The sequence below is a fragment of the Porphyromonas asaccharolytica DSM 20707 genome (assembly GCF_000212375.1).
GTDB lineage: Bacteria > Bacteroidota > Bacteroidia > Bacteroidales > Porphyromonadaceae > Porphyromonas > Porphyromonas asaccharolytica.
In genome coordinates this window covers 620,460-644,245 of record NC_015501.1, presented here as the reverse complement: position 1 = coordinate 644,245, position 23,786 = coordinate 620,460, and the positions used below count along the sequence as shown (strand labels likewise).

The 23,786-nt window shown below is 53.2% G+C and carries 14 protein-coding genes, 1 tRNA gene and 1 pseudogene; 1 reads left to right on the top strand and 15 read right to left on the bottom strand.

Going from position 1 to position 23,786, the window contains the following annotated elements; translation table 11 throughout:
- Positions 1–30: 30 nt before the first annotated feature.
- The 15 genes and pseudogenes from PORAS_RS02565 to PORAS_RS02495 all read right to left on the bottom strand — a co-directional run bounded on the left by PORAS_RS02565 (position 31) and on the right by PORAS_RS02495 (position 21,890).
- A complete protein-coding gene (locus tag PORAS_RS02565) occupies positions 31–1,383 on the bottom strand; it encodes a hypothetical protein (RefSeq protein WP_013760075.1) in 1,353 nt (450 codons plus the stop codon).
- Positions 1,384–1,629: 246 nt separating this feature from the next.
- Positions 1,630–3,786 carry a methylmalonyl-CoA mutase gene (gene scpA / locus PORAS_RS02560; RefSeq protein ID WP_004330652.1) on the bottom strand — a complete coding sequence of 719 codons (2,157 nt, stop codon included), beginning with the start codon at positions 3,784–3,786 and terminating at the stop codon, positions 1,630–1,632.
- 24 nt (positions 3,787–3,810) lie between these two features.
- Positions 3,811–5,682 (bottom strand): methylmalonyl-CoA mutase small subunit, encoded by a 1,872-nt coding sequence (gene mutA / locus PORAS_RS02555; protein ID WP_013760074.1) that lies wholly within the window; start codon positions 5,680–5,682, stop codon positions 3,811–3,813.
- 169 nt (positions 5,683–5,851) lie between these two features.
- Positions 5,852–6,655 carry an LPS export ABC transporter ATP-binding protein gene (gene lptB / locus PORAS_RS02550; RefSeq protein WP_004330687.1) on the bottom strand — a complete coding sequence of 268 codons (804 nt, stop codon included), beginning with the start codon at positions 6,653–6,655 and terminating at the stop codon, positions 5,852–5,854.
- 3 nt (positions 6,656–6,658) lie between these two features.
- Positions 6,659–8,338, bottom strand: coding sequence for a putative transporter (locus PORAS_RS02545; RefSeq protein ID WP_013760073.1), 1,680 nt, complete (start codon positions 8,336–8,338; stop codon positions 6,659–6,661).
- A gap of 393 nt (positions 8,339–8,731) precedes the next feature.
- Positions 8,732–8,917, bottom strand: a pseudogene (locus PORAS_RS09065) (RteC domain-containing protein); the annotation flags it as partial.
- Positions 8,883–11,345, bottom strand: coding sequence for an outer membrane beta-barrel family protein (locus PORAS_RS02535; protein WP_245528047.1), 2,463 nt, complete (start codon positions 11,343–11,345; stop codon positions 8,883–8,885). The pseudogene PORAS_RS09065 and the gene PORAS_RS02535, both read right to left, overlap by 35 nt.
- Before the next feature lie 644 nt (positions 11,346–11,989).
- The gene (locus PORAS_RS02530; protein ID WP_013760070.1) at positions 11,990–13,066 is read right to left on the bottom strand and encodes a phosphatase PAP2 family protein; all 1,077 of its coding nucleotides are present in this window, start codon (positions 13,064–13,066) and stop codon (positions 11,990–11,992) included.
- Between the two features lie 17 nt (positions 13,067–13,083).
- Positions 13,084–13,419, bottom strand: coding sequence for a DUF2752 domain-containing protein (locus tag PORAS_RS02525; RefSeq protein WP_245528046.1), 336 nt, complete (start codon positions 13,417–13,419; stop codon positions 13,084–13,086).
- Between the two features lie 69 nt (positions 13,420–13,488).
- Positions 13,489–14,466 (bottom strand): YitT family protein, encoded by a 978-nt coding sequence (locus PORAS_RS02520; RefSeq protein WP_004330658.1) that lies wholly within the window; start codon positions 14,464–14,466, stop codon positions 13,489–13,491.
- Between the two features lie 80 nt (positions 14,467–14,546).
- Positions 14,547–17,363: a leucine--tRNA ligase gene (gene leuS / locus PORAS_RS02515; protein WP_013760068.1), complete on the bottom strand. Its 2,817-nt coding sequence runs from the start codon at positions 17,361–17,363 to the stop codon at positions 14,547–14,549.
- Positions 17,364–17,593: 230 nt separating this feature from the next.
- Positions 17,594–18,637, bottom strand: coding sequence for a 2-oxoacid:ferredoxin oxidoreductase subunit beta (locus tag PORAS_RS02510; RefSeq protein WP_013760067.1), 1,044 nt, complete (start codon positions 18,635–18,637; stop codon positions 17,594–17,596).
- Positions 18,638–18,652: 15 nt separating this feature from the next.
- A complete protein-coding gene (locus PORAS_RS02505) occupies positions 18,653–20,518 on the bottom strand; it encodes a 2-oxoacid:acceptor oxidoreductase subunit alpha (protein WP_013760066.1) in 1,866 nt (621 codons plus the stop codon).
- 377 nt (positions 20,519–20,895) lie between these two features.
- Complete coding sequence (locus PORAS_RS02500) at positions 20,896–21,717, bottom strand: glycogen/starch synthase (RefSeq protein ID WP_013760064.1); 822 nt, start codon at positions 21,715–21,717, stop codon at positions 20,896–20,898.
- Between the two features lie 84 nt (positions 21,718–21,801).
- Positions 21,802–21,890 (bottom strand) — tRNA-Leu (locus PORAS_RS02495).
- Between the two features lie 294 nt (positions 21,891–22,184).
- Here PORAS_RS02495 and PORAS_RS02490 point away from each other — a divergent pair.
- Positions 22,185–23,747, top strand: a complete 1,563-nt coding sequence (locus PORAS_RS02490; RefSeq protein WP_013760063.1) for a DUF4301 family protein — start codon at positions 22,185–22,187, stop codon at positions 23,745–23,747.
- Positions 23,748–23,786 lie beyond the last annotated feature (39 nt).

Sequence of the window (23,786 nt, the reverse complement as noted above, 5' to 3'; positions counted from 1 at the left end):
TTTCGTTCTTCGTTTCGTTTGGTTCTTTGTTTACTCTAGTTCGGTGTCTATATTAATATGTGTCCAGCCGGAGACGTCTACGTGTACCGCTGCGGAGGCTTCCTCGGGACGCTCGTCGGTACGCTCCCGGCGTGGGATGATTATGGCACTCTCGTCTATCGTTGTAACACCAGGCTTGGTATTCATCGAGAAGAGCGGAGAGAGGTAGTTGAGGTCGATACGATATATCTTACCTGGGTCAAAGGCTACGAGCGACTGGTCGGTGCCGCTCTCGGTGACGAGAAACTTGCGTATGGTGATGAAGCGTCTGAGCTTTTGGTCGGGCTTTGTCTCTACACGAGAACAAGCGTAGACGTAGTCGCCTTTATCCTTATTGTAAACCATTGCGTCGAAGTAACCGACACGGGTGTGTAGCTTGTACTCGACCTCCACAATGATATGATCTAGCGCCTCGGGATCTGTAGCAGAGCCTGGGTAGATCTGATAAGCGTCTACCTTGCCAGCGGCAATCTGGCTAGCGTAGGGGTTTGTAGCAACAAAGAAGGTGTGCATCGCAGCATTGTGCCCTGTCCAAACTTTATGGATCAGATCATATTTGTCAGCAGTTAAGGAGTCACGATCCTTGTTGGCGGCATTGGGCGTCTTCTTATAATTATTGATGTAGATGCCTCGTATGGTGAAGTCCGTTATATAACGTATCGGGAGTTCGCAAGGGCTAGCTACGTACGAGTAGCCTTCACCAGGATAGGTCTTCATCCTCTGGGCAACGATCTCGTCAGCGATCGTTTGTTGTGACTCTGTGGGTATAGTTATATTACCAGAGATCTCTAGTCGTGCTACGTTGGGCACTGGCTTAAGCTCTACGGTGAGCTTGTTTGATGAGAGAGCCTTTACGGGTGTCTTTGGAGCTACGTAAGGGACGCTGTGTAGGAAGCTTTTGGTTGCATCATCAGCCCCACCTAGTTCCTGCAGCTGATCGATGGTGATGCCATCTAGTGCTGTAGGATTCAGGACACCGCTACGCCCAGCGACGGCAGAGACTTGGCTGACGGCTTGGCGCACCTTGATCTCATAGCCAGCGCCCATTGCCTTAGCAAGATCTTCGGCGCTCTTAAGTTCAACACGATAAGGCTCGGTGGGGTCGCCCGCAGCATTGTAGAAGAAAAGTGTGATGGGGTTGTAAGCGCCTACCTCGTAGGCGTCCTGCTGGGCGCGATCTTCTATAGTTCGAAAGGGGTGTATAGGCGAAAACCTGATGAGGAGTGTCAACTCCTCATCACTCCCCTCTAGAGGGGAGCGGCCACAACTCGTCGTGGCCACTACGACGAAGAGCATGCCAACGAGCAGTAACAATATATTATTGGGATGAATGCGTGAACGCATGAGAATGAGAACGTTTCTTTTATGCATCTCTTGGCGCAAAGGTACAATGTTCCTTTGGAACAGCAGTTTGCAAAATCGATATTTTGTTTGACAAAGTCTGTTTGTTTGAAAAAGTCTGTGTTGAGGATTAGGAATAAAAAGGAAGTAGGAGGTAAACGCCTATGATTAGTGTTTACCTCCTACTCGATTGATGAGGAGACTAGTGACGATGCATTAGTCTCGTATGGTGACTATCTTGTCGCCGTATTATGCTTCCTTGCCGAGAAGTATCTCGAGACACTTAGCAGCTGAGTAGGCGACAGGTGTACCTGGGCCGAAGATAGCTGCGACGCCTGCCTTGTAGAGGAAGTCGTAGTCTTGCGCTGGGATGACACCGCCAGCGGTGACGATGATGTCAGGACGTCCGAGCTTGCGTAGCTCCTCGATGACCTGCGGGATAAGCGTCTTGTGTCCTGCTGCCAGTGAGCTGACGCCTAGGATGTTGACGTCGTTCTCGACAGCCTGACGAGCACTCTCCTCAGGGGTCTGGAAGAGAGGACCCATATCGACATCAAAGCCGCAGTCGGCATAGCCAGTGGCTACTACCTTAGCACCACGGTCGTGACCGTCTTGTCCCATCTTGGCAATCATAATACGAGGCTGACGCCCCTCACGCTGTGCAAACTCCGCAGCAAGCTGCTTAGCATACTCCAGCTGCTTGTCATGTCCTGATTCTTTTGAATACACGCCACTGATCGTTCTAATTACTGCACTATATCGTCCTACGACCTCTTCGCAAGCGTCGGATATTTCGCCTAGCGAAGCACGTAGACCTGCTGCCTTGACGGCTAGCTCGAGAAGGTTGCCCTGCTTGGTGCGTACACACTCGGTGATCTCCTTGAGAGCTGCTTGTACAGCCTGCTCATCACGATGAGCACGTAGATCCTCTAGACGAGCTACCTGGCTCTGACGTACAGAGGTGTTGTCGATCTCTAGGATCTCGATCGGATCCTCGTGCTCTAGGCGGTACTTATTGATACCGATGATCACCTGCTGGTTGGAGTCGATACGAGCCTGCGTACGTGCGGCTGCCTCCTCGATACGCATCTTGGGGAGGCCAGTCTCGATAGCCTTAGCCATACCACCGATCTTCTCCACCTCCTGGATATGCTCCCAAGCTCTGTGAGCGATCTCGTCCGTGAGGGTCTCTATATAATAGGAGCCACCCCATGGATCGATAGAGCGACAGACCTGCGTCTCCTTCTGGATATAGATCTGCGTATTACGAGCGATACGAGCTGAGAAGTCGGTCGGCAAGGCGATCGCCTCATCAAGCGCATTGGTGTGTAGCGACTGCGTGTGACCGAGAGCTGCTGCCATAGCTTCGATACAGGTACGCCCGACGTTGTTGTAGGGATCCTGCTCGGTGAGTGACCAACCAGAGGTCTGGCAGTGCGTACGGAGCATGAGCGACTTAGGATTCTCAGCGCCAAAGCTCTTGACCACCTTAGCCCATAGCATACGTGCGGCACGCATCTTAGCGATCTCCATAAAGTGATTGACACCGATACCCCAGAAGAAGGAGAGACGTGGCGCAAACTTATCCACGGGGATGCCTGCGTTGATACCAGCGCGAAGGTACTCGATACCGTCGGCGATGGTAAAGGCGATCTCGATGTCGGCCGTAGCTCCAGCCTCCTGCATGTGGTAGCCGGAGATGGAGATAGAGTTGAACTTAGGCATCTTCTGCGAGGTGTACTCAAAGATGTCGGCGATGATCTTCATCGAGAATTCAGGCGGATAGATGTAGGTGTTGCGCACCATGAACTCTTTGAGGATATCGTTCTGAATGGTACCAGCCATCTCCTCGAGCTTAGCACCCTGCTCTAGTCCTGCATTGATGTAGAAAGCGAGGATCGGCAGTACGGCTCCATTCATCGTCATGGAGACAGACATCTTGGCTAGGGGGATACCGTCGAAGAGTACCTTCATATCCTCCAGCGAGCAGATAGAGACGCCCGCCTTACCCACATCGCCCACGACACGTGGGTGGTCAGCATCGTAACCACGGTGTGTCGGGAGGTCGAAAGCAACTGATAGTCCCTTCTGACCACTCGCAAGGTTACGACGGTAGAAGGCGTTACTCTCTTCAGCCGTCGAGAAGCCAGCGTACTGACGTATCGTCCACGGACGGAACGGGTACATCAAGCTATACGGACCACGGAGGAATGGAGGCAGACCTGACACGTAGTCGAGGTGCTCTAGCTCCTCTATATCGTCAGCCGTGTAGACTGGCTTGACTTTGATCTGCTCTGGCGTAGTCCAGTTCGCCTCTAGAGCATGCTCCTTGCCCCACTTAGCGGCATCGGTGCGTCCAAACTGAGAGTGACTCAGGTCAATCTCTTTATATAATGGCTTTGTCATTTGTGTGTGTTACTTAGAGGGTTACTACGCTAGTCCAAAGAGCTCGTTGAAGTGCTGCAGCGTCTCCAACACGTTACTACGGACATGGATAAAGTGCTCGATGCCGAGAGCTTGCAGCTGCTCCGTGCAGGCGGGATTGCCCGCTACGACAAACTGCGCTCTGCCGTCGAGTAGACGGAACGCCTCAGGAGCGTAAGTCTCATACTCATCGTCGCTAGAGCAGAGCACCACGATGTCTGCCTTAGCAGCGACGGCTGCGTCAATACCCTCTTGGACTGTCTCAAAGCCGAGGTTGTCGATGAGCTTGTAGCCAGCACAACCGAAGAAGTTGCCCGAGAACTGTGAGCGAGCGAGTCTCATCGCTAGATTGCCGATCGTCAGCATGAAGACGACAGGCTGCTTGCCACGCTCCGTCGTCAAGCGTAGCGTCTCAAACTGATTGGCGCCACGGTCGAAGTTGAGGGGCTGTAGACCCTCCTGCTGCTCTCCAGCAGTGCAACCGCAGCCAGTCGTGATGACAGCGGGCGTTGCGAGCTTCTCGTGAGCGGTCTCCGTAAAGTTCGGGAATTCGTTGGTACCCAGTAGGGTCTCCTTGCGCTTGGCGACCGCTGCGTGACGCTCCGTATTGGTCTCCTGGAGATCACGCTGTAGTGCGCCCGTGGTGACAAAGCTTTCGAAGCCACCCTCGCTAGCGCTAATCTCACCAAAGAGCTGCCAAGCTTGCTCGGCAATCACATTGGTTAGCGTCTCTATGTAGTAAGAACCAGCAGCGGGGTCGACAACCTTGTCGAAGTGACTCTCCTCGCTCAGGAGGAGCTGCTGATTGCGTGCGATACGCTCGGAGAAGTCGGTGCTCTCCTCGTAAGCAATGTTGAAAGGTAGGACCGTGATCGAGTCGACACCACCCAGCGCTGCCGACATGGTCTCCGTCTGTGAGCGGAGCAGGTTGACATAAGCGTCATAGATGGTCATATTCCACTGCGAGGTGGTTGCATGCTGACAAATCTTAGCCACATCGCCCTTGTACTGGTCACCATGTGCCCCGATAATCTCGGCCCATAGCCAGCGTGCAGCACGGAACTTGGCCATCTCCATGAAGTAGCTCGAGCTAATGCCAAAGTGGAACTTGATCCTCCGAGCGATCTCCTCGACCTTGTGACCACGAGCCACCATCTGGTCGAGCACCTCCGCCCCCCATGCGAGTGCATAGGCGAGCTCCTTGACGATGCCCGCACCAGCATTGCTCAGCATCGAGGCCTCTACGATGTAAAGGCGCATCTGTGGGATAGGCTTAGCAATGTTGTAGAGCTGCTCTAGCGTGTCGTAGCGCTTGTCGTCGACGACACCCTTCATGAGCTCTCGCTTGAAGGGGTTGTACTCGATAGCACCTCTTACGGCTGCGCCATCGATCTGATGCTTCTGCACGTAGGCGGCAAAGAGCTCAGCCAGCTCGACCGTACGCGAGATGCAGGTCGAGAGATTGATCTCTACAGCCGTCAGGTCTATTCCCTTGAGGAGTGTCTCTAGGGTCTCGGCAGAGAGTATCGTCTTAGAGATGTTGAACCCTAGGGAAGTGACTCCCTTATTGAGTATATCTAGAGCCTTAGCATTTGCCTCGGCGGGATCCTTAACCTTAATGTCTTGGCGTACGAGCCACTCATTGTTTAGCTTCGTCGATCGCACGTAGGGGTATTCACCAGGTAGTGCTAGACGTGAGGCATATTGAGCAATGTCTTCGCGTCTGTACATAGGCTGTAGGTTAAAGCCTTCAGGCGTACGCCATACGAGCCGCTTGTCAAAGGAGGCACCCTTGAGATCGACTGTGACTTTCTCCAGCCACTGCTCTTTGCTTACGGGGGGGAAGTCCCCAAAGAGCCGTTCTCTTTTATTTGCCATATCGTATATGTGTGTGTTGTGTGAATTGATTACGCAAAGGTGCAGCAATGAGGACTCTCTCCTATCCGATAGAAGCTAGTCGACCGTGTTGCTACCCGCAAAGATAACTATTTCTATTTTAATAGAGCGTCACCCGTGCCTATTGTCACCACAACAATAGTGCCAAAGACTAGAGATCAGCGAAGCTCTTGCGACGCAAGACGAAGTCGCGTCCGAGGTACTTCTCACGCACGAGAGCGTTCTCGGCGAGCTGCTCGGCAGTACCCTGAAAGAGTACCTTGCCCTCGAAGAGCAGATAGGCACGATCGGTGATACTGAGCGTCTCATTGACATTGTGATCGGTGATCAGGATGCCTATGTTGCGCTGCTTGAGCTTAGCCACGATAGACTGTATGTCCTGCACAGCGATCGGGTCGACACCAGCAAAGGGCTCATCGAGCATGATAAACTTGGGATCGATGGCGAGACAGCGAGCTATCTCGACACGCCTACGCTCACCCCCCGAGAGCCTGTTGCCCTGGTTGGTGCGTACCTTATGAAGGCCGAACTCCTCTATCAGCATTTCCAGACGCTCGCGCTGCTGGTCTGGTGTGAGCGGCGTCATCTCTAGCACCGCCTTGATATTGTCCTCTACCGAAAGCTTTCTAAAGACCGACGCCTCCTGCGCTAGATAACCGATTCCGAGGCGGGCACGCTGATAGACAGGGAGCTTCGTTATGTCCTGCTCATTGAGGTATATCTTGCCCCCATTAGGTACGACCAGCCCCACCGTCATATAGAAAGTGGTTGTCTTGCCCGCACCATTAGGGCCTAGCAGTCCGACGATCTCCCCTTGGCGTAGCTCGATAGAGACATCGTTGACCACGGTACGACTGCGGTAACGCTTCACCAGATGCTCCGTACGCAAGAGCCCCGTCTCACCTTTGTGGCGATCAGGAGAGAGTGCCTCAGCGGTATCTATAGTATCTGTCATAAGCTATACAAAGAGTAAGATGAGTAGCTGTGCGGTGATGATACGGACGAACATACCGAGCGGATAAACCGTAGCATAGGCGACCGTGTGCCTGCTCCCTTTGAGTCTATCGCCGACCACCTCCAGAGCCATCGGGTTCGCCATGCTACCACACACCACCCCGCACATAGTAGCGTAGTCCCCCCGCTTGCGTCGTAGCATATACCAGCCGACCAGCAGGATAGGTAGCACCGTCAGCAAGGCGCCATAGCCGAGCCATACCAACCCTTGAGTACTAAAGAGGATATCAAAGAAGCCTGCGCCCGACGAGAGCCCCAGACAGCCAAGGTAGAGGATCAGTCCCAGCTGTCGTACCAGTAGACTAGCACTATTGGTGATGTAAGTAGTCACATGCATACGAGGGCCGAAGGCTCCCATAAGGATACCGATGATGATACCGCCACCAGCTAGCCCCAGACGTATAGGCATGCTCACACCAGGGATATAGAAAGGTATCATACCGACGAAAACGCTGATGAAGAGACCAATGAAAAGCCCCAGCAGGTTGGGAGCGTCCAAGTCCTTGATCTCGTTGCCGATTTTTGCCGCGACCGCATCGGTAGCCTCCTTGGTGCCCACCACGGTCATACGGTCTCCCAGCTGCAGGTGCAAGTCGGGTGAGGTAAGCAGCTCGATGCCTGCACGATCGATACGTGTCACATTGACCCTGTAGTCATTGCGCAGGTGTAAGGCGCTGAGACGCACACCGTTGTACTCCTTGCGTGTGAGGACGAGTCGCCTAGAGACGAGACTCTGGTCCACACTATCCCAATCAATGTCAGAGCGGTTCCAGTCCCTCGCCATCTTCTTACCGAAGAATAGCTCTAGCCTAGGCACCTCTCGCTCGTCTGACACGATTAGCAAGCGATCTCCCTCCTGTAGCTGCGTCGAGGAGTCGGGAGACATAGCCTTGCCATCACGCCATATACGACTAATCACAAAGGGCGTCCCTGCGATCCGTGAGACCTCCGAGATCGTCTTGCCGACGACCCCCATATTCATCACCTCGTACTCGCTAAAGAAGGCTGCGCGCTCCTCCTCGTCGGACTGTCCCTTGGCACGTTTCTTTGCTAAGGGGGCTAGTACATAGAGCGCTAGTATGACCCCCACCACACCAAAGGGGTAGGTGATCGCACACGCCAGTGCCATCTCTGCCAGCATGCTCTGCCCCTCGGTACCGACACTCGGCAGACTACTCTGCGCCGCAGCTAGCGCCGGCGTATTGGTCGTAGCACCCGACATGATGCCGACCCACTGGCTGATGGGCAGCTCCGAGACGAAGAAGAGGGCCACGACGAGCGCCAGGTCGACCACCACGATGAGGAGCGAGTCGAGATTGTCCCGTATGCCACCCTTCTTGAGTGAGGGAAAGAAAGCAGGACCCACCTGAAGACCCAGCGCATAGATAAAGAGGATCAACCCAAAGTTCATCCCAAAGTCTAGCGTCCTCGCCTCTAGCGTGATACCCCAGTAGGAGAGCAGGATGCCAACGAAGAAGACGAAGGTCACCCCCAGGGAGATACGGGCTATACGGATGCGAGCTAAGAGCAACCCCACCAGAGAGACCAGTGAGATCACAATAATCGATTGAGGCACCGATGGTATGACGAAGAGTTCGTTGAGAAAAGCTCGCAGACTATCCATACGTGTAGTTAGAAATAGAAGGTCAGCCCCCTACTCGGGAGCTATGCAAATGGGAGGGTACATCGTCCTGACGATACACTCCTATGGTTGCGCAAAGATACACAGAATCAGATTAACAACGCATACGACTAACTTCGCACATTCCAGGTCAGCAACATAAGTACGCAGTTATCTATAATTGAATTGCTAACATGCACAGTTTCTTTGATTTAACTTAAACTCTTCTTTGTTATCATTGAAGTTTTACTGCTCCTTTTTTCTGTTTGTGGGCAGTGTTTAGGGTAATAAGGAACTGCTTTCAACATCCGATGATATAGCCAAGAAGTTGGAAGTACTTATCAAAGAAAGAATGAAGGGAGGTATTCCGAAATACCGGAATATCTCCCTTTTGATTTACCGCTTTTTGAACTTGCCACCTTTCAGGTCACTCTCCACTATACTCTTATTGAGTTTCTCTCGGAGTTCATCGAGGAAATGGGTGCGGTTGTCATCCTTCCGAAGCTTCATATATACGTCGTAGCAAGTCTTTACTTCCTTTTGAGCTTTACTTAACACTTTCCGTAATTCCGCCACCTTGACCATTCGTGTTGTTGCTTCCTGTACTGAGGTCGTCATTGACGATTGTGTGGCGAGCCTTCGAAACGTTCTGTTTCATCTGACCGAAGTTGTAGGTTAGGTTGATGCCGACGCTGAAGTTACTGCGAGAGACTATAGTTGTCACGTTATTGCCTGGTCCATGCCCATGTATGTTTAGTCTCATTACAGGCGTGAAGGGGTTCTGCACGTAGGCACCTACGGTGAGGAGATCCTTGAGGAATTTCTTGCTGATGTTGACGTTGTTCCACCAGAGGTTGTAGTTGTCCATATTGAGTGCTACACCTTGCTGTACGTAGCCTCCTGAGAGGGTGGCAGACCAACTCTTGGGGAGTGTGAACATAGCCTGAAACCACAACTGGCCGCCCCAGCCTCCATTCTTCCATGCATAGATGTTCGCAGTGCTGTTGATCTTGCCAAAGGACTCGAAGGAGTGATAGCCATACATCCCTCCTCCCATGATGCGTAGCCAGAGGGTAGGCATGTAGGAACTGTAGAGTGTGAGGATGGTGCTCCAGTTGCGCCCGATATTGCCCCAAGTGAAGTGGATCAGTTTAGGATTCGAGGGGTCTGCGAAGTTGTAGACGCCTATAGCATTGTTGCATAGTTGACCGATGAGCGAAGCTTGTAGCATGAATCGATTGCTAAAGGTGCTGAAGGAAAGTGTGCCCGAGTGGCGATGCTCATTCTCCAAGTTGGGATTCCCGTACTGGATCTCATAGGGACTTCCTTGATTGCGTGTCGGATTAAGTTGCATGATATTGGGACGTGCTACATTAAAGCGATATGCGAAGCCGATCTGTTGCGTTGGTGAGAAGTTGTACGAGAGATTGACCTCTGGCACCCAGTCGAGGAACTGGTTCTTGAAGTTGTCCGATGGATTGTTTGGGTAATAGATATTGTTTAGTCCATACTCCCCACGCACACCCGTCTTGAAGCCAAAGACTCCAACATGAAGAGCATAAGAGGCATAGGCTCCGATGACCTGCTGACGGTATCGCATCGCTCCAGCTGAGGCAATCTTCTGGTCGAAGGCTCCTCCTGAGTTCCATTCGCCTTCACTTCCTACACGAAATAGGTAGGTGGGATCTGTATTGCCAAGGCGGGCGATGTACTTCACACCAGTCTCGAGGGTGTGCATCTGCCCGAAGGGGCGTACGTAGTCGATTTGTCCAGTATGTTCGTGGAGGTTGCCTCGGTTGATAGTTTGTTGCTGGAGTAGTCGCTCAGTGGGTATGAGATAGTTTATGCTCATTAGCTCATCAGCCTCTGTGGGGTTGCCAGCATAGCGGTAGGAGAGGGTGAGCAGCTCGCCCTGCAGATCGGTGGAGTGCTGGTAGTCCACCGAGGTCTCGATGGTGCTGTAGAGCGACTTGGTGGAGGAGTCGTACGTGGTGGTGCTGATGGGGGCAGCCATAGTAAGGTCCTGCGGAGCGTAGTCGTGGCTGGTAACTTTGGAGAGGGATAGGCTGTTGACCCGCATCAGGGAGAGGTTCGCCGAGAGGAGGTCGCGGGGCGAAATGTCGTACGAGGCGGATAGGTTGCCCATGTGTACCTTGGCGTTGTTGCCAGTACTGGCATCGGAATGGCTGAGCGCAACGTCGGAGGTGCGGGTGGTTAGGACGGTCTGCGTGGTGTGGGGCATGTAGTTGAAGTTGTACGAGCCGCTGAAGCCAAACTTCCCCTTCTTGCCAGTCAAGGATAGGCTACCATTGCCGCCTACCTTCTTGTTGGTGTAGTGGGTGCCTACAGTCACAGAGCCTGCCAGTCCCTCCATCTCTTCCTTGCTCTCGGTCACAATGTTCAGGATGGCACCTACTCCCTCAGCATCGTACTTCACGCCGGGATCGGTGATCACCTCGATGTTCTGCACCAGAGAGGCGGGGATGGAGCGTAGCACGGTGGAGGGGTCTTGATCCATCATCTTGGATGGCTTGCCGTTCATATAGATTTTGAAGGATGAGGAACCCTTGACCTGTATATTGTCTTGCCCATCAACGGTCACGAGTGGCACCTTGCGCAGCATATCGAGGAGGGTAGAGCTCTGAGCCGAGGGGTCGTCCTTGACGCTATAGGCTATGCGGTCTATATCCACCTTGAAGAGTGGACGGGCGGCTACGACCCGCACTTCGTCCAGCTCAGTAGTGCTCTCCTGCATCAGGATCACTACGGGCCGATCGGTGCCGTACTCTTCGGGAAGTATCGTTACCTCTTGGCACTCCATCCCGATAAAGGTGGCTACGAAGCGGTACTCGCGCCCCTCCTCTAAGGTGAAGATGAAGCGGCCAATGTGGTCGCTCACCTGGCTGAGCGTGTCGAGCTGCTCACCTCGCTGAGTGATGGCGTGGACGTTGGCAAAGGGTACTGGGCTGCGATTGGTCGCCATCAATACGGAGCCAGATACTTGTTGCATTTCTATAGATTTTTGTTGTGCAAAGGTGGTCATACTATGTGTAATCACCATTGTAGTCAGCAAGAAAAACTTAAAAACCAAATTATTCATATGCATTTATTTTTCCGCACATTCCAGTGTCAAGTGCAACATGGTTACAAATGTAGGAAAAAACTTCATGGGGAGTTTTATAGCCTAGTTTTTTTCGCGGCGCACATTCCAGTGTCAGGAGCTACACATAAGGACCAGCGAGGCATAGATGAGTGCACTATATATAATAATGTGTCACCCCTGCCCTCTAATCTCTAGCCTCTAACCTCTCCCCCTCCGAACTCTTCGATCCTTCCGATGCTCTCCGATCCCTAATTTCTAATCTCTAACCTCTAATCCCTATTTACATATCTTTACGGGGAAATTCGTCCGATCCCATCCTTTCTCGAATATCCACGTGGAAATTTTCAAATCCCCACGTGGAAAATAAAAAATATCCACGTGGGCGAGAAAAAATTCTTCGGAGGAATCAAATGAAACTTCGGAGGAATCGTTTCGCCTCCACGTGGAGAATAAAAAATATCCACGTGGGGATTTGAAATTCTCCACGTGGATATTCGTTTATACTGTGTTCTGATCGCTTGATGCTTTGGCGTTACCTCTCCCCAACCAGGTCACCAGCCTCGATGACGTAACAAGACCCCTAGTGTCAAGTAGCTCTGACGATAAGGCTCGCAGTGGAGCCTGAGGAAGAGTCCCAGCTTATCGAGATAGTGTAGTCTAGGGTGTGCCTCTAGACCGGCCTGCAGATGGGTATAGCTATGCTCTCTCGTAGCCTTGTCATAGCCGATACCGATGCCATAGCTATGCCGCAGCTCTAAGTATCGCCACTGGTAGAGCGGCATCCCCACAAGAAGATCGCCATGGAGTGTGGGGTGCTCCTTGTCGGGTCGTAGAGAGACCTCTGCCGCATAGTTGAGAGAGGACGTCTGCCACCCGATCTGCGCACCAATACAGCCAAAGCCTCCCGATAGATGACGACTACAGAGGAGTGATAGGTAGAAGTAGTTGTCTGGTATCTCTGGGCTGACAGCTGGTATGTAGCGGCCGAAGATGAGATCACTCACGAGGTACCCCACATGAGCCATCGAGACCCCTATGAGTCCACCCCAAAGGACATCAGAGTACCAGTGGCGGTTATTGGCCATACGTCCGAAAGCGACAGAAGTGGCGAAGATATACTGCAGGCGAGCGAGCAGTGGGTAGTCGGCACCATACTCTAGATTAAAGAGCTCGGCACCCAGGAAGGCTGTCGCTGTGTGTCCCGACGGAAAGCTATTGGCCGTCGAGCCATCAGGTCGCATGCGATGCACCCCTTTTTTGACAGAGAGTACGATGGCAGCGGTCCCTAGGGCGGCTATTCCATCGGCTGTCAGCATCTCGCCCCATGTGCGGGAGCGCCCCGTGGCACCGCCACAGCGCATAGCTAGTTGTAGCCCATAGGAGGCAAACTGCATGTGGTCGTCATACGGATTGCGCCAGCGAGCACCTAGGAGGGAGTGGCGAGTCGTACGGATAGCGACATCACTATGATGTAGCGGATAGGCTGCGAAGATTCCCCCAGGGAGTAGCACGCTGAGGGGATCAGGTGAAGGCGCCAGCGTGTCTGACGAACTGCTCTGAGCCAGCGTCCTGCTATAGGGTGATAGGAGGAGTAAGAGAGCGAGCGTGAAGAGCGTAAAGAGTCGCATCAGTATCTAGAGCAGTCTTAAAGGAAGTTACGCCCTACACCCCATACGATGATGAGGGCAAAAATGATCCAACTAGCGGTACGCCCTGAGAAGCGATGGTAGAGCCTCTCGGCTCGCATACTCTGGGGACGAGTCAGCTCCAGCAGCACGAGGAGGGCTAGGTAGAGCAACGCCGGTATGAGCATCACGTTGAGCTGCAGCACCCGTCCTAAGTCGCCATGTAGCAGTGCGTGAATGCCCCGCAGCGAGCCACAGCCAGGACATTGCCACCCCGTGAGCTGCAGGAAGGGGCAGCGCGGTATCTGCAGGCTCTCGGGGCTATATAAGTAAAGCACCACTCCCCCTACCAGCATACAGCATAGTAGAGCGAGTAGTGCTTTGTTGTGTCGGCTCGTAGCGAGCATGTCGCCTCGACGTGGACCTTACTTCAGATTGTCAAAGCCTCGGCCGTAGACCCCGTGTACGGTACCCTCGGAGACGAACGCATCGGGATCGATCTCCTTGATGATACGATTGATGCTCTGTAGCTGAGCCTTGCGAGTGACTACCATGAGGATGCGCATCTCCTCCTGCGAGTAGCCTCCGTCCGCATGCACGAGTGTACAGCCACGGTGCAGGCGCTGAGTGATCGCCTCGTTGATCTCTTTGTACTTCTTGCTAAAGATAAAGAGCTGTATAGAGTGCTTATTGCTATTGGTCCAGTAGTCGAGCGTCATAGCGCAGAAGACTACCTCTACGATGGAGAAGGTGAGTAGCTCGGCACCAAGCTGTGGGTCTTTGCCCGATACATATACATTGACAAAGTAAGAGGTGATCACGATCGTCGCATCGATCAGGATCATCGCACGTCCTAGGGAGAGCGTCGTGTACTTGTTGAAGATAGAGACGATGACATCCGTACCGCCTGTACTACCATTCACGTGGAAGACGAGAAAGAGTCCACTACCGCATAGGATACCACCGATGATCACCGCCATAAAGCGCTCTTCTCTGAGCAGAGGACCCACGTTAGGGATGTTGTCCGTGAGCCAGTGACTCAGGTTGTGGTACACCTCCGTATTTGGATCTCCAAAGAGCGCTTGACCGATTGGAATCGCTATACCCATCAAGATAACCCCGATGAGCGTCTTAACGGAGTAGCGCCACCCTAAGAAGATGATCGAGACGAGCAGTAGCCCGACGTTGATGATGTTGTACGGGATAAAGGCGGGGATACTTGTAGCGATCTGTATGATGGTCGTAACACCGGCCAGTCCGCCCGTGGCGATCTCCTGTGAGAGGATGAAGCCGGCCCAGCCGAGGACATAGAGACAGACACCTAGTACGATAAAGAAGAAGTCGTGGACGAAGTACCACGCTTTCGCTTGCTTACTATTGGGAGCTGCTAAAGCTTGAGTCATAGTATATTATTGATTTTGTAAAGAAGTGGAAGTGTCTTCCATAGCCTGCACCTATACCGCCAGACTAGAAGACTGGGTGATCACAATACGATGTTGACAATGCGACCCGGCACGACGATCACCTTCTTGAGGGGCTTGCCGTCGATCCACTTGATCGTGTCGGCATGCGCCAGCACCTGCTCCTGGATCTGCTCCTTGGAGAGACCCGCGGGGAGCTCTAGGTTAAAGCGTACCTTACCATTGAAACTAACGGGATAGCGTACCGAGTCCTCAGCGATGAGCGACTCGTCACACTGTGGCCATGCGGCCGTCACAATGCTCTCGGACGAGAGCGTCTCACTACTGCATACGGAGCGCATCTCCTGCCACAGCATCTCAGCGATATGTGGCGCAAAGGGCGAGAGCAGGATTACCAAGGGGCGGAGCACCTCTAGCGACGTGGTCTGCGCCTTCTGTAGCTCTCCCACAGCAATCATAAAGGCTGAGACGGAGGTATTGAAGGAGAGGCGCTCGATGTCTTGCGTGATCTTCTGAATCAACTTATGGATCGTGCGTAGCTCCTCACGGCTTGCCTGAGCACTGGCTGAGACCGTGAGCTGCCCCTCGCCATCGTGGTAGAGCGACCAGACACGCTTGAGGAAGCGGTACACCCCGTCGATGCCATTCGTATCCCACGGCTTGCTCTGCTCCAGAGGCCCGAGAAACATCTCGTACATCCTGAGCGTATCAGCACCATACTGCTCGATGATTTCGTCAGGATTGATCACGTTAAACATCGACTTACTCATCTTCTCCACAGCAAAGCCACAGAGATAGCTGCCGTCCGCCTCGGTAATGAAGGTGGCGTCGTGCAGGTCGTCACGCCACTGGCGGAATGCCTCCTGATCGAGTATGTCGTTTTGCACTAAGTGTATGTCTACGTGCATCTGCGTCACATCGTACTGCTCGCGCTGCGAGTAGGTGACAAACTGATTCGTACCCTTGATGCGGTAGACGTAGTTAGAGCGTCCCTGGATCATCCCTTGATTGACCAGTCGCTTAAATGGCTCATCCTCACAGACGACTCCGAGGTCGTAGAGGAACTTATTCCAGAAGCGACTATAGATCAAGTGACCCGTAGCATGCTCCGTACCGCCAATGTAGAGATCCACCTGTCGCCAGTAGCTATTAGCTTCGGGGGAGACCAAAGCGGACTTATCCTGCGGATCCATATAGCGTAGGTAGTAGGCGCTACTCCCAGCAAAGCCTGGCATCGTGCAGAGTTCGTAGGGATAGCCCTCCTCGGTACACCAATGCTTAGCACGTCCTAGCGGGGGCTCGCCACTCTCCGTGGGGAGATACTTGTCCACCTCAGGGAGCGTCAAGGGGAGCTTGTCGAGTGGCAACGTGTGTGGCACACCCTCCTTATAATATATAGGTATCGGCTCACCCCAGTAGCGCTGACGACTGAAGATAGCGTCACGCAGACGGTAGTTGATCCGCTTCTTGCCTAGCCCACGCTCATCGAGGTAGTGACACATGTAGTCGATCGCTTCGGCGACTGGCTTGCCATCGAGCAGAGGCGAATTGATTAGCTCGCCCTCTTTGCTGTCGAGGCTTTCGCTCCAAGTGGACGGGTCGGAAGCTTCGCCACCTTTTGGCAAAACGACCTGACGTATTGGCAGGTCAAAGTGCCGTGCGAAAGCAAAGTCTCTCGAGTCGTGCGCTGGCACTGCCATGATAGCGCCCGTGCCATAGCCCGCCAGCACATAGTCGCTGATCCAGATCGGGATCTGCTCACCCGTGAGCGGGTGCTGTGCATAGGAGCCGGTGAAGACACCCGTCACCGAGTGATCCGCCTGACGCTCACGCTCCGTGCGGCGCTTCGTACGATCTAAGTACGCCTCGACAGCCGCACGCTGCTCCTCTGTAGTTAGCTCAGCAACTAGACTACTCTCGGGCGCTAACACCATGAAGGTGACTCCGTAGAGCGTATCGGGGCGGGTCGTAAAGATCTCGATAGGGAGCTCACCATGGGCGGTACTAGCCTTGAAGGTGACCGACGCACCGACCGACTTACCGATCCAGTTGCGCTGCATCTCCTTGAGGGCATCGCTCCAGTCGAGCTGATCCAGACCTGCTAGCAGACGCTCCGCATAAGCAGAGACACGGAGGCTCCACTGCTTCATCTTGCGCTGCACCACAGGATAGCCACCACGCTCACTCACGCCGTCACTCACCTCATCATTAGCGAGGACGGTACCGAGCTCAGGACACCAGTTGACCACACTCTCCCCGAGGAAGGCCAAGCGGTAGTGCATCAGCCACTCGGACTGCTCCGCTTCGCTAGCGGCTCGCCACTCCTCAGCCGTTAGCTCCAGTGGCGTACTACTGTAAGCGGTACAGCCCTCTGTGCCATGCGCCTCGAGATGCTTGACCAACTTGTCGATAGACTCGGCACGGTCTGTCGCCGTGTCGTAGTAATGGTGGAAAAGCTGTACGAAGGTCCACTGCGTCCACTTGTAGTACTCCGGATCGCAGGTCACCACCTGACGGCTCCAGTCGAAGCCAAAGCCAATGTTGTCTAGCTGCTCACGATAGCGGGCGATGTTGACCCGCGTTGTCTCCTCAGGGTGACGATTCGTCTGAATAGCGTACTGCTCAGCTGGCAGACCGAAGGCATCGTACCCCATCGGGTGCAGGACGTTGTACCCTTGTAGTCGCTTATAGCGCGCATAGATGTCGGAGGCAATGTAGCCTAGCGGGTGCCCCACATGTAGCCCCGCACCCGAGGGATAGGGAAACATGTCTAGTACGTAGTACGAAGGCTTATCTCGGTCTATCTCTACCCGATAAATATCGGCATCTTGCCAGATGCGCTGAGCCGACTGCTCTATGTCGTGGTGATTGTAATCCATACAGTTCTCTCTATTATAGCACAAAGGTACGAAATTAGAGATTAGAGGATGGAGAGGTTAGAGATTAGAAGTTAGAGATTAGAGATTAGAAGTCCGATCATTCAGATAGTTCCGATTGCTCTAGCCAACAGCAAACAGCAAAAAAAAACAGTGAGGGAGACTCACTGCTGAGTCTCCCTCGCTATTTTTGTCACCTTACACAGGTGATGAAGTAGGCTTAGAGGCGCGCTTTACTTGATCTCCCAAGTATCCTCCGTCATGAGTAGCTCACGGAGTGTGCGCACCTTGTTCTTTGCCTTTTGCTGATCGATCTGATCATGGACAGCCCAGTCGTAGGTCGGTCCCTCGACATCTCGTATGACGCCCATAGCGACGGGGAGCCCGTCAGCACCGTTCATGGCGGCAAGCATCATATGTAGGAAGGGATTTGGCTCGTGTGCGTCGTGCGTCAGCACATCATCGAGCGTGTAGCCATCCTCACCGATTGTCACAGCACGTAGCTTGAAGCCATCCAGGACGAGACCACGCTGCTTGTCCTCACCGAAGAGCATCTTCTCGCCATGCTGCAGGACGATCGTCTTGTCGGCACGGACAGCACGATCGCTAATAGCGGCGTGTGCTCCATTGTTGAAGATCATACAGTTCACCAAGACCTCTGTGACTGCAAAGCCCTTGTGCTTAGCGCCAGCGATCAAACAAGCGGTGAGTGTAGGCTGATCGACGTCGAGCGAGCGCGCGAAGAAGTTACCACGAGCACCCATGACTAGCTCTGCTGGCTCGAAGGGATCCTCGACAGTACCGTAAGGAGAGCTCTTGGTGACGAGTCCACGAGGCGATGTAGGTGAGTACTGCCCCTTGGTCAGTCCGTAGATGCGGTTGTTGAAGAGGACCTCATTGATATCTACATTGCGTCGTACGGCATGGATGAAGTGGTTACCACCGATAGCGAGGCTATCGCCATCACCGGACATAAGCCATACGGTGAGGTCAGGACGAGCCACCTTGACGCCCGTAGCGACGGCAGCGCCACGACCATGTACGGTGTGGAAGCCGAAAGTACTCATATAATAAGGTAGTCGCGAGGAGCAGCCGATACCTGAGACGACGACCGTCTCATCGGGTGCTATGTCTAGCTCAGCCATCGCCTTATGGACAGCCGCTAGGACACCGTGGTCGCCACAACCTGGACACCACTTGACGGGTGATGCATTTTTGAAATCCTTGGGGGCAAAGCGTAGTGTGCCCTTCTCTAGATTACTATTTGTTTCAATCATAGCAGTTGTGGTCTTTTATAGTTGCTCAGCGAGTATCTCTTCGAAGGCAGTGACGAGGTTGCCCACCTTGAGGGGTTGTCCCTGCACTTGATTGTACTGATAAATATTAGCATCAGAGACCTTGTTGCGTAGGAGCATGGCCATCTGACCGAGGTTCTGCTCAGCGACGACAACACGTGGGTAGCGACGTAGGATCTCCTCTGTGTTCTTAGGCATAGGATTGATAAAGGTAAACTGCGTGTGTGCTACCTTATGCCCCTTCTTCTGTAATGTGCGGCAAGCATCGCTCAGGTGTCCGTAAGTACTACCCCACCCGACGATGAGCAGCTCAGCATCCTCTACATCACCCTCTACGGTGAGCGGTGGGATCACCTCTGCAATGTGCTGTATCTTGTTGTGACGCTGTAGGACCATCAACTCGTGGTTAGGACCATCTGTGCTGATAGCGCCAGTCTTATTGTCTTTCTCTAGACCACCCGTGCGGTAAGGCAGTGAGCCAGCTCCTGGTACAGACCAGTAGCGTACGAGAGTCTCAGGGTCACGCATATAGGGGAGCCAAGGCTCCTCACCCTTGTACTGATCTACGTAGTGAGGCTTGATCTCGGGATACTGCTCGTAGTCAGGGATACGCCATGCAACCGAACCATTACCCAGATAAGCATCTGAGAGCAGTACGACAGGCGTCATGTGCTCTACGGCTATCTTGGCTGCATAGTAAGCAGCATCAAAGCACTTAGAGGGAGAGGTAGGAGCGATCACTACCATCGGCGACTCACCATTGCGCCCATACATAGCCTGTAGGAGATCGGTCTGCTCTGACTTCGTAGGCATACCTGTCGAGGGACCACCTCGCTGTACGTCTACGAGTACGAGTGGTAGCTCAGCGATGACGGCGAGGTTGAGTGCCTCACTCTTGAGCGCCACACCAGGACCTGAAGTAGAGGTGACACCTAGGCGACCAGCGTAGGAAGCTCCGATGGCGGTACAGATACCTGCTATCTCATCCTCAGCCTGCATCGTGATCACGTCGAGAGACTTGTACTTAGCGAGGAAGTGTAAGATGTCTGTGGCGGGAGTAATAGGATAAGATCCTAGGAAGAGCTTGAGTCCAGCACGCTCAGCACCAGCTATGAGTCCAAAAGCGGTAGCTTTATTGCCCGTTACATCTAGATATACGCCAGCCTCCTGCGGAGCTCCCTCGATGACAAAGGGGGTGCCTACAGAGGCGTGTGTATTAGCCGCGTAGGAGTAGCCTCCGTGGAGGGCTGCTATGTTGGCCTGACGGATGATCTCCTTCTTAGCAAACTTCTTGCTGATGAAGTGCTCAGCCTGCTCGAGGGGTCTGTCAAAGAGCCACGATACGATGCCTAGGGCAAACATATTCTTGCATCTCAGTCTGCCTCTGGCATCCATATCTATATCCTTGAGTACCTCCTGCACCATCGTACTGATAGGGCATGCGAGCACTCTATCGGGATTGAGTCCCAGCTCCTTGATAGGATCATCTGTCTGGTAGAGAGCTTTCTTAAGATCCTTCTCTCCGCAAGAGTCACTATCGATGATGACGATAGAGTCGTGACGCAGGTTTTTCACATTGACCTTGAGGGCTGCGGCATTCATTGCCACCAGTACGTCGGCATAGTCTCCAGGCGTATGGACCTGATCATGTCCTATACGTACTTGAAAGCCCGATACGCCGCCCAGTGTACCTTGAGGAGCACGGATCTCAGCTGGATAATCGGGAAAGGTCGAGACCGAGTTACCATACATCGCTGACATATCAGAGAAGATGGAACCCGTGAGCTGCATACCATCGCCCGAGTCGCCTGAGAAGCGTACGACTACCTCTTCGATAATTCTTTTGTTCGGTTTGTCTGTCATAATTAGGATGAATAAAAGGCGTAGGGCCCAACTCCTTGAGAGGGTGATTGAGCGAGACCTTCCTAGCAATAGACCCCTACATAAAAACTTTCGTATACCACGAGGCTCTCCGGCATCTCTTACAGCAAGTGATACAAGTCAGCAAGCGCTAGAAATAGGGGGTACTAGCGACTGCCACGACACCTCCACTGTTATCTGATTCCATACAGCCACATGGACGGCACAAAGGTACGACTTATTTCGCTGATACTAGCCTTTTTTAGGTACGAAAGTGCCAACGCATACTTCTTCTATGATGAAACGATCAAATGCAACAAAGCTCCCAGCAACGACGAGTGTCACTGGGAGCTTTGCGCTATATGTCAGAAGTGGAGTTTCTACTCCGTGAAACTACGGTAGAAGTCGACATAAGCCTCGGGATGCTCTGCTGCTGGACCTGGATACTCTAGCACCTTATGGTCAGGCTCGGAGCGTAGATACTCGATCAGCTCGGGAGAGACCTTTTCCTGCCCGAGTATCACTCCGTCAGAGTAGTGGATCGCCATACGGCGCAGCGCATCGGGCGTCACCTCACCTTGGAGTGGGGCAAGCATATCGCCCGTGATCTTATCAAACTCTAGTTTCTTGATCAGATCGTCACCGATCACACCCTCCTCCTCGTTGCCATCGACTGAGAAGATCACCTTAGCACGCTCGAAGTAAGGATCGTCCTTGTAGGCAGTCTTAAGGTAGACAGGCGCCAAGGCTGAGAACCACCCCAGACAGTGTATCAAGTCAGGTATCCAGCGAAGGTTTTTGATCGCCTCAAAAACCCCGCGAATGAAGAAGATACTCCTATCGGCATTGTCACTAGGTGCTCCCTCCGAAGCTGGACCAAAGAGACTCTTACGCCCGAAGAGGTCTGAATTGTCGATGAAGTAGACCTGTATACGTGTAGAGGGTATGGAGGCTACCTTGATGACGAGTGGGTGATCGTAGTCATCGACGATGACGTTGATCCCAGATAGTCTGATCACCTCGTGGAGCTGATTACGACGCTCATTGACCAGTCCGTAGCGTGGCATAAAGATGCGTACATCATGCCCTGCATTCTGTATATGCTCTGGGAGGTAACGAGCGACATGCGCGAGGTCACTTTCAGGCAGATAAGGGTATATCTCTTGGGATATGTAGAGTACTTTTTTGTCTTTGGCAGCCATGATAAATTCTTTTCGTTCTCCACAAAGATACTAAAAACTAGCGAGACAGACGGTTCCCCTCACAAATGTGTCTCACCGAGAGGCTGGTACCCAGAGCGGGACTTGAACCCGCACGACCGCAATTGGCCAAGGGAGTTTAAGTCCCTCGTGTCTACCGATTCCACCATCTGGGCCACAGCACGACCGGCTGCATACGATGAGACAACAACCCCACCGCGCGACAAAGGTACAGAAAAAAGAGATGAGAGCTTAGTAGTTAGGGATTCTCCCCCTCTATTTCGCAAGTTCCGTCCACATTCGACCATTTTGCTTTAGGAGAGCTATCTGCTGCGACGGAAGATTTGACCGGCGCCGTTATTACATTATTATATAGTGTGTCAGGCGTGAAGTTGCGTCTACCTAATCACTAGCTTATGATCTCTTTTTCGTATCTTTGAGGAGCTTATTACTCTCACACCTTATATCGTATGTCTGACACCACAGCATTTACCCCCGAAGACCTCAGTTACCTCGCTGAGCGGGGCATCTCGTCCAGCGAAGCGGAGCGACAGCTCAAACTGCTCGTTGACGGGACTCCCTACCTTGTCATCGTTGACTCGGCAAAGATCGAGCGAGGCATCGTGCGCCTAGCAACTGACGAGATGGTTCAGTACCTCGACCTGTGGCACGACTATCTGCAGAAGCCAGGAGCCGATGTCATCAAGTTTGTCCCTGCCTCAGGAGCGGCGAGCCGTATGTTTAAGTCTCTCTATGGGCTCCCCAAGGAGCAGCAGATCTCGCACGATGACCTGACACCCGAGCAGCAAACGTTTGTGGATCATCTAGAGTCTTTTGCCTTTTATGAGAAGCTGAGCGAGACTTGCCTGCGCAACAATTGGCGCACCATGAGCAAGCTAGTCGAGAGCGAGCAGTACGGCACCATCATTGATAACCTCCTCGACACACACGGCATGAGCTACGGCTCGCTACCCAAGGGTATGCTTCTCTTCCACGACTACCCCAATGGCACCAAGCGCACCCCTATTGAGGAGCACATGGTCGAGGGCGCACTCTATGCGCAAGACATACACGGACGTGTACGGCTACACTTCACCGTATCGCCAGAGCATCTGGAGGCTTTTCGCTCTCTAGTCGATAGACGCATCCAGAGCTTCGAGGATCTCTTCGGATGTCGCTACCAGGTGACCTATAGTGTTCAGGAGCGTAGCACCGATACGATCGCTCTAGACATAGAGCGCGGCACGCCTTTCCGCCGTGCTGATGGCACGCTCCTCCTCCGCCCCGGTGGGCACGGCACGCTCATTGGCAATCTCAGTCGGCTAGACGCTTCCGTCGTTTTCATCAAGAACATTGACAACGTCACGCCCGACCACCTAAAGAGCAATACAGTCCTCTACAAAAAGCTCCTCGGCGGTATCCTCCTCGCAGTACGTGACCGCATCTTCGGCTATCTACAGCAGCTCAAACGCTCGAAGGTCAACAAGGCACTGACGGAGGAGATCTTGACTTTCCTCGATGAGACACTCTGCATACAGATCCCGCACGCCGAGCTACTCAGCGAGGAAGAGCTAATACCCAAGCTGATGAGCAAGCTCAATCGCCCTATACGAGTCTGCGGCATGGTGCGCAACGAGGGCGAGCCTGGCGGTGGACCCTATCTAGTACGCGAAGCCGACGGCACCACCTCCCTGCAGATCCTAGAGAGCGTACAGGTGGACAAGAACAACCCCGAGGCACTCGAGATGATGCGCGAGGGGACCCACTTCAACCCAGTCGACCTCTGCTGCTACATACGAGACTACGAGGGCAACCCCTTTGACCTGCACAAGTATGTCAATCCGCAGACAGCTTTCATCAGTGAGAAGAGCGTCGAGGGGCGTCCGCTCAAAGCTCTGGAGCACCCAGGCCTTTGGAATGGAGCTATGCACGACTGGAATACCATCTTCGTCGAGGTACCCAGTGACACCTTTACCCCTGTCAAGACCGTCCTAGACCTGCTCCGCCCTGAGCATCAACCCCTCGCAGACTAGACCCAGACCTATAGATTCAAAGAACAAAAAATCATATAT

What these genes read in the sequence shown, in the direction of transcription:
- PORAS_RS02525 (WP_245528046.1), bottom strand. Translation starts at nt 13,419, where the DNA reads ATGCTGGTAGGGGGAGTGGTGCTTTACTTATATAGCCCCGAGAGCCTG.
- PORAS_RS02520 (WP_004330658.1), bottom strand. Translation starts at nt 14,466, where the DNA reads ATGACTCAAGCTTTAGCAGCTCCCAATAGTAAGCAAGCGAAAGCGTGG.
- PORAS_RS02565 (WP_013760075.1), bottom strand. Translation starts at nt 1,383, where the DNA reads ATGCGTTCACGCATTCATCCCAATAATATATTGTTACTGCTCGTTGGC.
- PORAS_RS02530 (WP_013760070.1), bottom strand. Translation starts at nt 13,066, where the DNA reads ATGCGACTCTTTACGCTCTTCACGCTCGCTCTCTTACTCCTCCTATCA.
- PORAS_RS02490 (WP_013760063.1), top strand. Translation starts at nt 22,185, where the DNA reads ATGTCTGACACCACAGCATTTACCCCCGAAGACCTCAGTTACCTCGCT.
- PORAS_RS02545 (WP_013760073.1), bottom strand. Translation starts at nt 8,338, where the DNA reads ATGGATAGTCTGCGAGCTTTTCTCAACGAACTCTTCGTCATACCATCG.
- PORAS_RS02535 (WP_245528047.1), bottom strand. Translation starts at nt 11,345, where the DNA reads ATGCAACAAGTATCTGGCTCCGTATTGATGGCGACCAATCGCAGCCCA.
- scpA (WP_004330652.1), bottom strand. Translation starts at nt 3,786, where the DNA reads ATGACAAAGCCATTATATAAAGAGATTGACCTGAGTCACTCTCAGTTT.
- PORAS_RS02505 (WP_013760066.1), bottom strand. Translation starts at nt 20,518, where the DNA reads ATGACAGACAAACCGAACAAAAGAATTATCGAAGAGGTAGTCGTACGC.
- leuS (WP_013760068.1), bottom strand. Translation starts at nt 17,363, where the DNA reads ATGGATTACAATCACCACGACATAGAGCAGTCGGCTCAGCGCATCTGG.
- mutA (WP_013760074.1), bottom strand. Translation starts at nt 5,682, where the DNA reads ATGGCAAATAAAAGAGAACGGCTCTTTGGGGACTTCCCCCCCGTAAGC.
- PORAS_RS02500 (WP_013760064.1), bottom strand. Translation starts at nt 21,717, where the DNA reads ATGGCTGCCAAAGACAAAAAAGTACTCTACATATCCCAAGAGATATAC.
- PORAS_RS02510 (WP_013760067.1), bottom strand. Translation starts at nt 18,637, where the DNA reads ATGATTGAAACAAATAGTAATCTAGAGAAGGGCACACTACGCTTTGCC.
- lptB (WP_004330687.1), bottom strand. Translation starts at nt 6,655, where the DNA reads ATGACAGATACTATAGATACCGCTGAGGCACTCTCTCCTGATCGCCAC.